This window comes from Nostoc sp., assembly GCF_036917815.1.
GTDB lineage: Bacteria > Cyanobacteriota > Cyanobacteriia > Cyanobacteriales > Nostocaceae > Nostoc.
The window spans coordinates 72,029-87,597 of the sequence record NZ_JBALEK010000002.1 but is presented as its reverse complement, the minus strand read 5'-3'; the positions used below and the strand labels follow the sequence as shown (position 1 = coordinate 87,597).

12 protein-coding genes are annotated in these 15,569 nt (G+C 42.2%); 8 read left to right on the top strand and 4 right to left on the bottom strand.

The window, feature by feature from the left end; translation table 11 throughout:
* The first annotated feature begins 691 nt into the window (after positions 1-691).
* Positions 692-1,081, top strand: a complete 390-nt coding sequence (locus V7K97_RS00625) for a DUF1499 domain-containing protein (protein WP_334798773.1) — start codon at positions 692-694, stop codon at positions 1,079-1,081.
* A 299-nt stretch (positions 1,082-1,380) separates the two neighbouring features.
* Here V7K97_RS00625 and V7K97_RS00620 read toward each other — a convergent pair whose 3' ends face one another.
* Positions 1,381-1,566: a hypothetical protein gene (locus tag V7K97_RS00620; RefSeq protein ID WP_334798795.1), complete on the bottom strand. Its 186-nt coding sequence runs from the start codon at positions 1,564-1,566 to the stop codon at positions 1,381-1,383.
* On the opposite strand from V7K97_RS00620, the gene V7K97_RS00615 reads away from it, so the two are divergent.
* Positions 1,490-2,077, top strand: coding sequence for a DUF1345 domain-containing protein (locus V7K97_RS00615; protein ID WP_334798794.1), 588 nt, complete (start codon positions 1,490-1,492; stop codon positions 2,075-2,077). The genes V7K97_RS00620 and V7K97_RS00615 overlap by 77 nt on opposite strands.
* 350 nt (positions 2,078-2,427) lie before the next feature.
* Here the strand turns inward: V7K97_RS00615 and bioB are convergent, their stop codons facing one another.
* Positions 2,428-3,435 (bottom strand): biotin synthase BioB, encoded by a 1,008-nt coding sequence (bioB, locus tag V7K97_RS00610; protein ID WP_334798793.1) that lies wholly within the window; start codon positions 3,433-3,435, stop codon positions 2,428-2,430.
* A 295-nt stretch (positions 3,436-3,730) separates the two neighbouring features.
* Here bioB and ppsA point away from each other — a divergent pair, with 295 nt between their 5' ends.
* A complete protein-coding gene (gene ppsA, locus V7K97_RS00605; RefSeq protein ID WP_334798772.1) occupies positions 3,731-6,202 on the top strand; it encodes a phosphoenolpyruvate synthase in 2,472 nt (823 codons plus the stop codon).
* A gap of 907 nt (positions 6,203-7,109) precedes the next feature.
* On the opposite strand, the gene V7K97_RS00600 is transcribed toward ppsA, so the two are convergent.
* Positions 7,110-8,798, bottom strand: a complete 1,689-nt coding sequence (locus tag V7K97_RS00600) for a peroxidase family protein (protein ID WP_334798771.1) — start codon at positions 8,796-8,798, stop codon at positions 7,110-7,112.
* Positions 8,799-9,116: 318 nt separating this feature from the next.
* Between V7K97_RS00600 and V7K97_RS00595 the strand changes: the two genes are divergently transcribed.
* The 5 genes from V7K97_RS00595 to V7K97_RS00575 all read left to right on the top strand — a co-directional run bounded on the left by V7K97_RS00595 (position 9,117) and on the right by V7K97_RS00575 (position 14,995).
* Positions 9,117-9,260, top strand: a complete 144-nt coding sequence (locus V7K97_RS00595; protein ID WP_334798770.1) for a GNAT family N-acetyltransferase — start codon at positions 9,117-9,119, stop codon at positions 9,258-9,260.
* The gene (locus tag V7K97_RS00590) at positions 9,257-10,795 is read left to right on the top strand and encodes a dolichyl-phosphate-mannose--protein mannosyltransferase (RefSeq protein ID WP_334798769.1); all 1,539 of its coding nucleotides are present in this window, start codon (positions 9,257-9,259) and stop codon (positions 10,793-10,795) included. The genes V7K97_RS00595 and V7K97_RS00590 overlap by 4 nt, the downstream gene beginning before the upstream one ends.
* A 327-nt stretch (positions 10,796-11,122) precedes the next feature.
* Positions 11,123-13,429 carry an ATP-binding protein gene (locus V7K97_RS00585; RefSeq protein WP_334798768.1) on the top strand — a complete coding sequence of 769 codons (2,307 nt, stop codon included), beginning with the start codon at positions 11,123-11,125 and terminating at the stop codon, positions 13,427-13,429.
* On the top strand, positions 13,404-13,820 hold the full coding sequence (locus V7K97_RS00580) for a response regulator (RefSeq protein ID WP_442936829.1): 417 nt from the start codon (positions 13,404-13,406) through the stop codon (positions 13,818-13,820). Before V7K97_RS00585 ends, V7K97_RS00580 begins: the two co-directional genes overlap by 26 nt.
* Before the next feature lie 11 nt (positions 13,821-13,831).
* The gene (locus tag V7K97_RS00575; RefSeq protein WP_334798766.1) at positions 13,832-14,995 is read left to right on the top strand and encodes a hybrid sensor histidine kinase/response regulator; all 1,164 of its coding nucleotides are present in this window, start codon (positions 13,832-13,834) and stop codon (positions 14,993-14,995) included.
* Positions 14,996-15,228: 233 nt separating this feature from the next.
* On the opposite strand, the gene V7K97_RS00570 is transcribed toward V7K97_RS00575, so the two are convergent.
* Entirely contained in the window at positions 15,229-15,564 is a 336-nt protein-coding gene (locus V7K97_RS00570) for a 4Fe-4S binding protein (protein ID WP_334798765.1), read from the bottom strand.
* Positions 15,565-15,569 lie beyond the last annotated feature (5 nt).

Below are 15,569 nucleotides of genomic sequence, written 5' to 3'. Positions count from 1 at the left end.
AAGGATTTATTTTATTCCTAGATTGAATGTAACTAGCATAAATGGTACTAATACCACCGATACTGGCTACAACCTTACCTTGGAAGGTGATGTCCGAGTTAATTTGAGTATCGCCTAGTCTCAAGTTATTTAGTATAAATGTACTAATAAAGCCTGTAAGCTAATGAATACTAGCTTTATTTTTTGAAAAAATCTAAGTATATGTAGGGTGTATTTCAAAAATCAAATATGAATCGAATGGCACTAATAAAAGCTATAAGCTTCGCCCTAACTGGTTAAGAGCCTGGAGGCTCTTAACCAGTTTTGAGAGGGCTGCCGCCTTCTCTTTCTTGACCAGAGGCAGCAGCCCATTCGGAATACATTCCCAGCCTCCAGGCTGGGAACGAGGCGACATAAGTCTTTGGGCTTTACAAGCGTGCCATTCAAATATGAATCCTATATATCAATACGCTTGGGTTAAGGCTAAAACTGTTTGGGAAGGTTAATTTTTTTTAACGAACCGCAGAGGCACAGAGAACGCAGAGAGAAGGAGGAAATGCTTAACTGAACTGTATTGTCCTATATATAGAGCGATCGCACCGATGTTTTAGTGAATCTGTCATTTGCCAGAAGATGCGATCGCCGCAAAGTATTACACTGATTGAAACAAATGTGTGAGAGTAGATTTATTCACTTACCCGGAGACATAATTATGGTTTTTGCTGGCAAACGACCGAATAATTCAGGTGTTAGCAACGGTAAATTAGCATCCTGCCCTAACTCTCCTAACTGTGTTTCCAGTCAGAGTACAGATGCAACCCACAAGATTGCACCGTTGACTTTTACATCTACCCCAGATCAATCAATCGCTAATCTTAAAAAGATTATTCAGTCCTTACCAAGAACTAAAATCATTACCGAAAGTAAAGATTATTTATATGCAGAATTTAAAAGTGCTTTACTGGGATTTGTAGATGATGTAGAATTCTATCTGGACAGAAATGCTAATGTTATCCAAGTGCGTTCAGCCTCACGCTTAGGTCAGAGCGATTTAGGTGTCAATCGTCAAAGAGTAGAGACGATTAGAGCTAAGTTAAAATAATTCGTAATTCGTAAATTTAATTAGCTGAGGATTTATAGCCCAACAAGTAAGTTGATACGTTTTTAAGCTGAGTGTTTCAAATCGTTACAAAGATGGTGATACGCGGTGACGCAAAGATGCAATTTGAATGACGATTAACTTAAACACCAACCATTTGACAATTAGACATCTGGTGAAAAAGAGACGTAGCACTGCTACGTCTGTACAAGGGTTCTGGGTAACGCATATTTAATTTCTGGAGATGTCTATTTGATGTGGTGTTTCACCGAAAACTAGGAATTATAATTAGTTAAACCGAACTAGATAATATCTGCGATCGTAATATTTGTGAAACTTAATTTATTTAAAAACTTCGACTCCCGACCCCGATTAATAATTGCTATCGGACTGGCTGTATTAGTTTCAGTAATCCTTCCGCCTTGGCTGCACTTACCAACTCGCATTCTCTGCGCTTGGAACTCTGGCATTGACTTCTTCTTAGCCATAACCTGGTGGAAAATGATCAGGGCTACCCCAGAAAAAATCCGCCGTTATTCTGAGAGTGAATATGAAGGACATTTGGCTATATTCATGCTAGTGATTGCTGCGGCTTGTGCGAGTGTTTTAGCCATTGGGTTTTTACTAACTGATAAAAAAGCGTTGTCAACAATTCTGCTTATCCTACACGTCATACTTTCAATTATGACCATTGTCGGTTCCTGGTTATTAGTACATACAATGTTTGCAGTGCAATATGCACACAGCTATTACAAATATATTAATCATCGTCATAGTGAAGAAATCACCGGAGGTTTAGATTTTCCTAATAATGACAATCCAGATTACTGGGAATTTTTATATTATTCTTTTGTAGTTGGCATGACTAGCCAAGTTTCAGATGTGCAGACAACATCACCCGATATGAGGCGCTTGACTCTGTTACATAGTATATTATCCTTCTTTTTCAATACTACCATTTTAGCTATGAGTATTAATATCATTGCATCCCTCATTTGAATTGGGGATTGGGGACTGGGCAAGAAATTGCTTTAAGATTTGGTTGGCGTCTGAATCTAGATACTTATCTTAGGAGGATGTTTTAAAAGTCATCTTGTCAGTAGCAAAACGTTTTAGATCCCCCTAAATCCCCCCTCAATTGGGGGACTTTGATCCGGTTCCCCCCTTTTGAGCGGGGGGTTAGGGGGGATCTAAAAGTACCTAAAATTACAGCCAACCACTTTTAAAACATCCTCTAAAAGTCCCCAATCCCCAGTACAACCAGTTCAAGCCTAAGCCGAGGCACTCTTCATCATTGAGTTTCTCACTGTTGACACCAATGGCATCTCGCCCATTCCACAAGAAGATATTTATCCCACAACAGCCGGACTTACTACTTTCTGCTCTCTTTGGGAAGGTGGACGCATTCCCAAACCAAGTAAATTCAGCATTTCTCGGTCAGTATCATAATCTGGACAGGGAGTTGTCACAGTCAACATCTTGTTGTCGTCGCTAGAAAAGATAGAATTGGCTCCTGCCATAAAGCAGAAAGCTTGTTCAACTTGAGAAAGTCTCGCCCTACCAGCACTAAGACGCACATCAGAAGCTGGCATTAAAATTCTAGCTGTGGCAATCATCCGCACAATATCCCAAATGGGGACATCAGGCTGATTTTCTAAGGGTGTGCCCGGTACTTGGGAGAGAATATTAATCGGTACAGACTCTGGATGAGGATGTAAGTTTGCCAAAGTTTGTAACATCCCAACACGGTCATCGACTGTTTCGCCCAAACCCAGGATACCACCAGAACATACAGTTACATTTGTCTGACGGACATTCTCAATTGTGTTTAAGCGATCGCTATAAGTCCTCGTGGTAATAATTGTGCTGTAATATTCCTGTGAGGTATCTAAGTTATGGTTGTAGGCGTAAAGTCCCGCTTCTGCCAATTTCCTAGCCTGATTTGCCGTCAACATCCCCAGAGTACAGCACACTTCTAAACCCATTGCAGTCACATCCTTGACCATTTCCAGGACTTCTTCAAATTGTGAGTTATCCCGTACTTCCCGCCAAGCAGCACCCATGCAAATGCGACTAACACCAGTTTCTTTAGCTTTCTGGGCGATGTTAACTACTGTTTCCTTTTCTAGGAGTGCTTGCGCCTTTACCTCTGTTTGATAGCGGGAAGATTGGGCACAGTAGCTACAATCTTCTGGACAACCTCCCGTTTTAATCGATATCAGCTTACAAACTTGGATTTTTGTTGGGTCATGATATTGGCGATGCACGCTAGCAGCTTGATAAATCAGCTCTAGCAATGGCATGTTGTATATCGCCCTAATCTCTAATTCCTGCCAATTGTAGCGTATTCCCACCAGATCACTATCCTTCTTGTAGACTAGGTTATTGAACCTCGCATGTTAAACCTATTTTACGGCGCATTTTTTCAATTTTACGGTCATCAGTGCTGTATTCAGTTAGCTGATCTGCTGCAATTTTCAGCAGTCGTTCTAATTAGCACCATCGGGTATTTTGATGCAGCTATTAAGCCGAACAATTGTTAATTTTTATTCACCATAGCTTTGCATTTTATAAATCTAAAATTTAATAGGGGAAAAATATACTAGCGGTTACGTACTAACAAATCGACTATAAGTTTAAAAGGTAATATTTATGGCTACAGTATCTAGAAGCACTTTATCTCAATTTTCCCAAGAGCGATCGCTCATTCTCTGGTTTGATGAAATTGGGATTGCTGATATCCCTGTAGTTGGTGGTAAAAACGCCTCACTGGGGGAAATGATTCAACAGCTAACGCCCAAAGGCATTAATGTTCCCACCGGATTCACCACCACTGCTTACGCTTATCGTTATTTCATCCAATCAGCAGGGTTAGAAGCAAAACTACGCAAACTCTTTGCCGATTTAGATGTTGAGGATGTCAAAAATTTACGAGAACGGGGGAAAAAAGCGCGATCGCTATTAATCCACACCCCATTTTCTGTAGAATTGCGGGAAGCGATCGCCACAGCATACCATAGTCTCTGTGAACGATACCATACAGAGACAGATGTTGCAGTCCGTTCTAGCGCCACTGCTGAAGACCTACCCGATGCTAGTTTTGCCGGACAACAGGAAACTTACCTCAACGTTGTCGGTGTCCAAGGAGTTTTAGCCGCTTGTCATAAATGCTTTGCTTCCCTATTTACCGATCGCGCTATTTCTTATCGCCACACCAAGGCATTTGACCATTTTAGCATTGCTCTGGCTGTAGGTGTGCAAAAAATGGTGCGCTCTGACTTAGCAACCTCTGGGGTGATGTTCTCTATTGACACAGAAACCGGCTTTAAAGATGCGGCACTAATTACAGCCGCCTATGGGTTAGGTGAAAATGTTGTCCAGGGGTCTGTAAATCCCGATGAATATTATGTTTTTAAACCAACTTTAAAAGCTGGCTTTCGCCCAATTATTGATAAGAAATTGGGCAGTAAAGAACTAAAAATGATTTATGATGATGGCTCCAAATTTACGAAAAATGTTTCGGTTTCAGCCAGTGAAAGAGGTAAATTTGCCCTGAGTGATGAAGAGATTTTACAACTAGCAAGTTGGGCGTGTTTAATCGAAGACCATTATTCCCAAGTCCACGGTATTCCCACTCCAATGGATATCGAGTGGGCCAAAGATGGCATTACGAACGAACTTTTTATTGTGCAAGCGCGTCCCGAAACCGTCCAGTCGCAGAAGACGGGAAATGTGCTGCGGAGTTATCGGTTGTTATTGGCGAATCGAATCGGGAATGGGGAAAAATCTTCCCAATCCCCAATCCCCCTTGTTACGGGAAGTGCCATTGGGGAAGCAATTAGTCAAGGAAAAGTACGTCTAATTTTAGATGTTCAGAAACTCGAACAGTTTCAAGTTGGGGAAGTTTTGGTGACAGAGAGAACTGACCCCGATTGGGAACCAATAATGAAACGTGCTAGTGCAATTGTCACCAATTCTGGGGGTAGGACATGTCACGCAGCAATTATTGCGCGAGAATTGGGTGTACCTGCGATCGTGGGATGTGGCAATGGTACAGAAATCTTAAAAGCTGGTCAAGAGGTAACAATTTCTTGCGCTGAAGGGGAAGAAGGAAAAGTTTATGCAGGGTTATTACCTTTTGAGGTTGAAGAAGTCCCCTTAGAGAACTTACCGCGCACCCGCACTCAAATTTTAATGAATGTGGGTAATCCTCAAGAAGCATTAAGTTTATCGGCAATTCCCAACGATGGCGTAGGTTTAGCGCGAACAGAATTTATCATCGCTAACCAAATTCAAATTCATCCAATGGCGTTGATTCATTATGAATTGTTAAAAGATGAATTTGTCAAAGCTAAAATTGCTGACATCACCTCACTTTACGAGGATAAACCCCAGTATTTTGTAGATAAATTAGCCCAAGGCATAGGTAGAATTGCGGCGGCATTTTATCCCAAACCAGTGATTGTCCGAATGTCGGATTTCAAAAGTAATGAATATGCCAATTTGTTAGGTGGGCGACAGTTTGAACCCCATGAAGAAAACCCTATGCTAGGTTGGCGAGGAGCGGCACGTTACTATGATGAAGGCTACAGGGAAGCTTTTGCTCTAGAATGTCAAGCCATCAAACGGGTACGGGAAGAGATGGGTTTGACTAATGTGATCCCGATGATTCCTTTTTGTCGCACTCCTGATGAGGGGCGTTTGGTTTTGGCAGAGATGGCAAAAAATGGTTTAAAGCAAGGTGTTAACGACTTGCAAGTTTATGTGATGTGCGAGTTGCCCAGTAATGTTATTCTGGCTGAGGACTTTGCTGACGTATTTGATGGCTTCTCCATTGGTTCTAATGATTTAACTCAGCTAACACTAGGTATAGACAGAGATTCGGCGTTGGTAGCGAGATTGTTTGATGAACGCAGTCCGGCTGTCAAGGAAATGGTGAAAATGGCTATAAAAGCTGCAAAAAAACATAACCGCAAAATCGGCATTTGTGGACAAGCACCCAGCGATTACCCAGAATTTGCCCAGTTTTTGGTTGAACAGGGAATTGACTCGATTAGTCTGAATCCAGATTCGGTTTTAAAGACGATGCTGGAAGTGGCAAAAGTCGAGGGTGTCAATTCTTGACACTCCCCACGGGGGGCTACGGTGTACACACAAGTCTTGTAACATTACTCTACAGGCTTAATGATCCCCCCAACCCCCCTTAAAAAGGCAGGGCTGATTCATTCCCTAAAAGGCTCTGATTTACAAGCGTTTCAAGCAAAAAAGTCAGGTGACTAAAAAATCTGATTGGGCGAGAAAATCGCGTAGGCGTAGCCCGTCGTAGACATCGCACTGAAATTTACTCGTTGAGGTGGTATCTTTTCGATAACCAAATCAAGCAAATTTCTGACTTATACTATTGACAAAATCTCTAAGAGATCGAATGAAACAGCCCTGCCTTAAAAAGGGGGGCAAGAACCTCTCAAAGTCCCCCAATTTATCGGGGAGCCACTGCGGTCTTCTCCCTTGGCGCTAGCCTCTCCCTTTGGGAGAAGGGGAGACGCTAAGAGCGATACAGCGCTTCCCGCTATTATGCAATACAGCTTTTCTCCTTACCCCTCTCCTAAGATAGCTTTCAGCTTTGAGGATGTACCTCATAGCTGCCGAAAGTGCTGTAGCGCCGGCGGCAAGCGAGTCCGCGTACCCTTACAGGGAAGCAAGCTACGCTTTTAGCGTCTCGTAGAGAGCGTCTGGGGGTTTCCCCCATGAGCAAGTGGCGTGGATTTAGGATCTCCAACCATTTTGATTTGGAACAGAGACGTGTGTACACCGTAGCCCCTGGGGGAGAGGCTTTGAAAACCAGTTTTAGTTTTGCTCTGCTTGTATGAAACCACCCTGCTCTCCGAAGCCCAGAAGGGAGTTTGGCTCCCCCAACGCTCGGAGCGTTGGGGGCTGGGGGGTTAGGTTTTTGATTACTGAATCGATGCTCTAGAGCCAAACATATTAACCGAACCGTATCGGTTTTAATGAGCGCTAAAAGCGCACTTGCTCAGTTTCCGACGGTTAGTCCTGCGAACTTGAGAAGGTTAGCGAAGATGACTTCTCCATTACCTCCTAGTATCGGCTCCCAGTTATCAGGTGCTGCATTGAAGTAGGATTCACGATCCGAATCCAACAGACCATAAAACACCTCCGCTACAATCCGACCGCCCACCCAGCCTAGCTGAGTTTTGGCTCCATCGTTTTGGAGTAGTTGTTCTTCATGGAACGTCTCATCTGTTTCTAATTTGATTGCATCCACAACCGAGGCTTGGGCTTCGGCCAAGATATAAAACCACAGAGGAGTATCTCTTTGAAGACTTGAATCGATTGGGTTAAATTTGAAAACTCCATCCCTTCCTTCAACCGCATTTCTCGTAGATAGGTGCTTTTGGTCTAGTATTTTAACCGGAAAATCATTTCTTTGGAGTACATGTGCGATCGCTTGTCCGCCTTGCACTTTATATATGTTACCACGAAGTAAGTTGAGGAGGGCTAAGGAAGGGCGCGGGGGATGAGCCACTGTGTCTGGTAAGGTGTCCTTAGGGCCTATTGTATCCTCAACTTCCTTAACCAGACCCCCAACCGTGGCGCTGGTCGGTAGTACACTAGGTGGTAAAACACCAAGTGGATCTACCAAAGTGGTATCAATTTTGTAAGCAAATTGTAGCCGGACTTCAGGGTTCACTGTGTCATCTGCGGCTTTGTGTCGATCTTCGGTGGTGAAAACTCCAGGTTGCGTATTTGGAAAAAAGCGACCCCAGTCGTCAATGACATGGGTTTTGGGGAGCGGTTCAAATCCCAGCAAGCTGTTGTTATCTGGTTTTGACTCCTCGCTGGACGGGAAAATAGTCAATCTAGTCTCTTTGTTCAGCCGATAACCTGTCCTCACTCCTGAGTGTCCAAAGCGGTAAGCCGCAACCACAAATTCGCGGGGTAAGTTTTTCCGCTTATCATGAGTATAAAGGGCGTAAAGGTTTTTCCGCTCTTCAGGTGTTGTGGCTTCCTGAAGGTCAGCAAACACTTCAGCTTTGACAATGCGCGGTAAAAAATCTTCAATCACCAGCTTTTGATAAGTCCAGCGCACCTCATTGCGTGCTTGATTAAATAGGGCAGTACCAGTTAGTTCTTTATCCTCTTGGCTCAGTTTTTTAACCACTGCATTGTGATATCTGACAAATGCCAATTGAATTTGGCTGATGATAGAGTTTTCATCATTGCGTTTATCGCCAATAATAGCGCGACCGTTGGGGCTACGCAGTAAGTCTTGAATTGCTTGCTCATAAGTTGTTTGAGATTGACTCTGATTGCTATCTTTGAACAGCAAACTGGCACCGTCCTCCGCGTATAAGAAAGGTTGAGCATCGGGACCGTCGCCATATAATGAGTCCAAATCAAAGCGTGGGGTACGCAAGTTGGTAGGTAAACGATCTTGTTCTCCAGCATCTGCTGGGTTTAGTGATGATGTGTTGTCAAAGGTCAGATCGTGATCGATGAATTGACCAAAGTAGGTATAACCTGCTGGTACCCAAAGGTTTTCTTCAGGATCGGGACCGTCTTTAACCGTATCAACATCTCCCTTTATACTTGCAGCAAGTTCCACAAGTTGATGTGTCGGATAGTCTTCTTCTCTTAAGTGCAGCAGAGTCGTAAATGCTTGTTCCCGTGTGCCAACGGTACCGTGACCAAATCCGCTCATATGATACTCCTTAATGAAGGTTGAGTAAGAGCTTAAATAATTGTAATCGTTCACGGTGGTCAAAAAATATCCGATATGAAATGACACGGAATCAGGGATTTCCAAGAAATAAATTATCCAAGAAAACGAACCACAGAGGCGCAGAGGGCACGGAGAGATGAAGAAGAGAGAGGATTGTTGTATGAGATTTTTGAATGTTTTTTAATTTGGAAGTCCCTCAGTACAAAAACCAGTCTAGATTTGATTTTTTACGGTTAATTTTGAGTAATGGGGCGAAATGAGCAGTAAGGGACTGACAATAAATAAATTATCCATCTTGTGGGGTGGGCATCCTGCCCGCGAGTTTCTTGGGGTAAAGGCTATGCAACAGAAGCAGGACAAGTTATGCTCAACTACGGATTTAGTATTTTGAACTTGCCAGTGATTTATGCCGTAGTGAAGCCAGAAAATAATGACAAATGACAAAAAAATGGTTCCGAATTGGGATGTTGACTATATTTATCCTCTCAGTTGCCTTACGGTTTTGGGGACTGGAGCGATTCAACACTCTGGTATTTGATGAAGTTTACTTTGCTAAATTCGGTAATAACTATCTCACGCATACACCATTTTTTAATGCTCATCCACCTCTGAGTCAATATATTATTGGTATTGGCATTTGGATTGGCAGTCACATTCCTTTTTGGCATGATACGGTGAATGGACTTACAGGTTCATTGCGATCGCCTTGGACTTATCGTTGGTTAAACGCCCTCACAGGCTCATTTATTCCTTTAGTTGTGGCTGCGATCGCTTATCAGTTGAGTTATCGCCGTAGCTTTGCAATCCTTGCAGGTTTATTCACAGCTTGTGATGGCATCTTTCTAGTTGAATCTCGCTATGCCTTAAGTAATATTTATATCGTCATCTTTGGTTTGTTAGGGCACTGGTTTTTATTATTGGCATTAGATAATCAAAATCGGCGACGTTCTTTTTGGTTAATTTTTGCTGGCATTGCTTTTGGTGCGTCAGTCGGTACTAAGTGGAATGGTTTATGGTTCCTGTCAGGTGCTTATTTCACTTGGATAGCAGCTTGGGTAATTCATCTGATACATTCCTTTCCTAACCCCAAACTCTTTTTTACATCCCCCTTATTGCAGGAGGCAGGAGACAGGAGGCAGGAAGTAGAAGTCAGAAGGCAGGAGTCAGGAGTTAGTACTTATTTTCCCTCATCTCCATCATCTGAATCACCATTACAAAACTTGACTCAGCTAAATATTTTTCAGATGCTGTTTTATCTAGGAATTATCCCAGCTTTTATCTACAGCATTATCTGGATTCCTCACCTTCAACTAGATAAAACTTATGGATTTATTGCAGTACATCAGCAAATTTTGAAGTTTCACTTACATTTAGGTGGCAATAGTCCTGACGTGCATCCTTACTGTGCTGCCTGGTATAAATGGCCGTTGATGACTCGACCAATGGCATATTATTATCAAACGGCTGAAAGTATCACTGACCCCTTACCTGTAATGGGGCCTCCTTTACCTGCTGGTGCTGGACAAGTTATTTATGATGTCCACGCTATGGGCAATCCCTTTTTGTGGTGGTTTGGTGTTGCTGCTATGTTGTTTTTAGTAGGAATGCTGGTATCACAAGTCATAATTCACCTGGTAAAGGAAAAGCGTTTTTCTGTGCCTGCAACTCTTAGTGTTGATACTTGGATTGCCTTGTACTTAGTTATCAATTATTTTGCTAACTTATTACCTTGGGTGGAGGTGAAGAGGTGCGCTTTTATCTATCATTATATGTGTGCAGTGGTGTTTGTATTTTTAGCGATCGCTTGGTTTGTTGATCAGTGTCTTCGCAGTTATTATCAACAACTTCGGGTGCTAGGTGTCACCATTACTTTTATCATTCTGGCTGCTTTCATTTTCTGGATGCCTATTTATTTGGGTTTACCCCTCTCCCATGAAGGTTATAATCTGCGAATGTGGTTCCACTCTTGGATTTGATTAAATAAAGTGGCATTGGGCATGGGGTATCGGAAGAATAATAACTCCTAACTCCTAGCTAATTTCTCAAGTTAACATAGCTAAATATATAGATTTGCTTAATACATCGGTTTCACATTTCTTATCACTATGTAGCTTTATTTACTGTTAGAATGTTCAAAGCGCAAGCAGATGATATTAAGGCTGCAAAACGCAACACCAGGGCATGGTGAATTAAATACTAAGTAAAAATAATGAATGAGAAATTATAAAATTTTTTATATTTATCATTCTCCGTTATTATAAGTACCTAGTTTTGATGCTCCCGAATAATAGAGGAGGATCGTCATGAAAATGAACTTAGAATTGCCAGATATTAATTTAATTAGCTTAAAAGAGGCATCGATTCATCTTTCTAGTCAAATTCAGCCTCATGGTATCCTGTTAGTCTTGGAGGAGCCTGAACTAAAAATATTACAAGTTAGCACTAATACATTAAGTATTTTCGGAATCACTCCCGAAAATATGTTACAAAAAAAACTAGAAGATTTACTCGACCCATTCCAAATAGAGAAAATTCAAACAGGGCTATCCGGGGCAAATCTTGATTTCATCAATTCCACCAGAGTTTGGGTGCGAAAAAAAGATGATGAATACATAGTATTTGATGCAGTATTTCACCGCAATGAAGAAAAATTTTTAATTCTGGAATTAGAACCTGCTATTACTCAGGAAACTATTCCATTTTTAAGCTTTTATCATTTAGCTCAAGCCTCCATAAATCAACTAAAAAAAACATCAAATCTCCGTGAATTTTGTCAAGTTATCGTTCAAGAAGTGGGGAAAATAACGGAATTTGACAGGGTAATGCTATATAAATTTGATGATGATGGTCATGGTTCTGTTGTCGCTGAAGAAAAACTAGAAAGCCTAGAACCGTACTTAGGACTGCATTACCCAGAGTCAGATATTCCCAAACCAGCGAAAAAATTATTCGCTGTCAATTCGATCAGAATCATACCGGATTCTTCTTCTGAGCCAGTAAAAATTTTTCCTGTCAATAATCCAATTAGCGATCGCCCGATTGATTTAACCAACTCTATTCTCAGAAGTCCTGCTCCCTGTCATCTGGAGTACTTGCATAATATGGGTGTTGGTGCAACGCTGACTATATCTTTAATTAAAGACCAAAAACTCTGGGGACTAATTGCTTGTCATCATCAGTCCTCTAAATATATTTCCTACGAATTACGTAAAGCTTGCGAATTTTTGGGGCGATTAATATTTGCCGAAATCTCAGCTAGAGAAGAGACAGAAGACCACGATCGCCAGATAAATCTGACACGTATTCAATCAGTCTTAATTGAATATATGTCTGAAGACGAAAACTTTATTGATGGTTTAGTTAAAAACCCGCAGCATATTTTAGATTTGGCTAGCGCTCAAGGCGCAGCCGTGTGTTCTGGGGGAAATTGTCGGGTAGTTGGTGAAACGCCGAAAGAAGAAGACCTGAATTTTTTAGTCCAATGGCTCAAGAATAACGTTGAGGAAGAAGTATTCTATACAGATTCTTTGCCGCAGATTTATTCAGATGCCGAAAGTTTTAAAAACGTTGCTAGCGGTTTATTAGCTATTCCCATTGCCAAACGAAATTATGTTTTATGGTTTCGACCAGAAGTAATTCAAACTGTAAATTGGGGTGGCGATCCTAATCAGGCTTTTGAAGTTAGCCAGTCAGAAGGAAATGTCCGTTTATGTCCACGCAAATCATTTGAACTGTGGAAAGAAACCGTCCGCTTAACATCTTTACCTTGGAAAGATATAGAAGTTAAAGCAGCATTGGAACTGCGAAAAGCAATTGTCAATATTGTGCTGCGTCAAGCCGATGAACTTGCCCAGTTAGCGCAGGATTTAGAACGTTCTAACGCCGACCTGAAAAAGTTTGCCTACGTCGCCTCCCATGACTTGCAAGAACCTCTTAATCAAGTTGTAAATTACGTGCAGCTGTTGGAGATGCGTTATGGCGAAAAACTCGACGAAGAAGCCCACGAGTTTATCAGCTACGCTGTGCAGGGAGTTAGCTTGATGCAGACTTTGATTGATGACGTACTGGCATACTCGAAAGTAGATATGCAGGCGATCGCATTTCAAATAACTGAGGTAGAGACAGCCTTAAATCGGGCCTTAAGCAATTTGCGTCAACGGATTAATGAAACTGGGGCTACTATCACCCACGATCCCTTACCAACCGTGATGGCTGACAGCACCCAACTGATGCAGCTATTTCAAAACCTCATTGGTAACGCCCTTAAGTTCCACAGTGACCAGCCGCCACAAATCCATCTGGGAGCAGAAAGGATAGAAGATGCATGGCTGTTCTCAGTCCGAGATAATGGTATTGGCATTGACCCACAATTTAGCGATCGCATTTTCGTGATCTTTCAGCGCCTACATACACGGGATGAATATATCGGTACAGGTATGGGTTTAGCTATATGTAAGAAGATTGTCGAATGCCACCGGGGGCGAATCTGGATAGAGTCAACACTGGGTGAAGGCGCAACCTTCTACTTTACAATTCCAGTTGGAGGACGTGAACTTGAGCGTAGAAAGGGGAGAAAAACACAAAATGATCTTTTTGGTCGAGGACAATAAAGCCGACATTCGCTTAATCCAAGAAGCGTTGAAAAATAGTTCGGTACCACACGAGGTAGTCACGGTCAAGGATGGCATAGATGCTATGGCTTATTTACGTCAAGAAGGCGAATATGCTAATGCCCCGCGCCCTGACCTCATCCTCCTAGATTTGAATTTGCCCAAAAAAGATGGTAGAGAAGTGCTGGCGGAAATTAAAACTGACCCAGTACTAAAACGTATTCCAGTCGTTGTGTTAACAACCTCAAAAAATGAGGATGACATTATTGAGAGCTACAATTTGCATGTGAATTGCTATATTACTAAATCCCGCAACCTTAACCAGCTATTCAAAATCGTCAAGAGTATTGAAGATTTTTGGCTCTCTACTGTGACGCTGCCATTAGAGTGAAACCCAAAATTATGGTTGTGAGCTACTCAGTAAAAATCTTGTTAATTGAGGATAACCTACCTTACGCTAGGTTGTTACAAGAGTTTCTCATGCAAGCCCAATCCCAAGAGTTTACTCTGGTTCACGTGAAGCGATTGCGGGAAGCACTTCAGGAACTAACTCAGTGTAATTACGATGTTATTTTGTTAGATTTATCTCTACCTGACAGCGAAGGATTGTCATCTCTGCCTCCTCTAATTGGTCAAGTTCCAAACATACCGATTGTTGTCTTAACCAATACAAATGACGAAGAACTGGCAATTGAGGCAGTACGACAGGGGGCACAGGATTATCTAATCAAGCGCCAGGTAAATTCAGATGTATTGGTTCGCTCTTTGCGTTATGCGATCGAGCGCAAGCAGGTTTTAGAATCATTACGCACGGTCAATGAAACGTTAGAAATTCGGGTTGAAGAACGCACTGCTGAACTGTTGAAAGCCAATGAACTCAACCAGTTAAAATCTGAATTCGTCTCGATGTTCTCCCATGACATCCGCAATCCCCTAAATACTATTCTCTTGGCTGCTGGATTGCTACAAAACTACGACGAAAAATTGACCAAAGAGAAAAAACTGAATCATTTGCAAATGATTCGCTCGGCGATCAAAAACATGGGACAGCTCTTAGATGAAGTTTCATTCATCGGTAAAGCTGATTCTGGTAGACTGCGCTGTGAACTTATCAGCTTAGATTTAGAAGCTTTTTGTCGCCAACTGGTCGAAGAAGTTCGATTAATGGCAAACGAGAAACATCTGACTTTGGTATTCACCAGTTTTGGGCAATTAGGCGAAGCACTATGGGATAAAAGCTTGCTGCGGCACTTTTTGAGCAATTTACTTACCAATGCTATTAAGTATTCACTACCGGACGGACTAGTGCATTTTGAACTAATTGGTCAGGAAAAAACAGTAATTTTCCGAATTCAAGATTGGGGAATTGGCATTCCTAAAGAAGACCAAAAGCGACTGTTTCAGCCTTTCCAACGTGCGGACAATGTTGGAACCATTCCTGGTACCGGCTTGGGGCTAGCGATCGCTAAAAAGTGTGTCGATGCACATGGAGGCGAGATTGTAATCAATAGTGAAGTTGGAGTAAGTACAACCTTTACTGTCACCCTCCCTTTACTCAGAGTTTAAGCGGTTACAACAATTTTTATTACATAGAATAGTCTTTACGCGAAAATATCCTGTAGAGGTAGGTTGGGTGGAGCGGAGCGCAACCCAACAGATATCAGGATGTTGGCTTTGGCAAAGCCTCCAACGCCACTTGCTACAACGCGGGAAACCCGCGCAACGCAGTGGCTCCCCAACAAAGCAATTTTTTTTGCAAGATGCCGACTTGAAGCAACTGGCGTGGACTGAAATTAACTTTAATTGGGGCGCGGCAATTGGCGTAGTTTATGAGCAGTATCTAATTCACTATTGTTTTTTCTGCCATATCCCCAACCCAAGATGCGACGATATTCACCCATAATGCCACTTTCAATTAAATCATCCTCATTGACTGCAACATTGCTATGAGATTCAGGTGCAACATAGAGCGCATCCGCAGGGCAATAAGCCTCACACATAAAACAAGTTTGACAGTCTTCTTGGCGGGCGATCGCAGGTGGTTGGTTGGGTACGGAGTCAAAGACGTTGGTAGGACAAACTTGGACACATAAATTGCAATTGATACAAAGTTTATGACTGACAAGCTCGATCATGATAC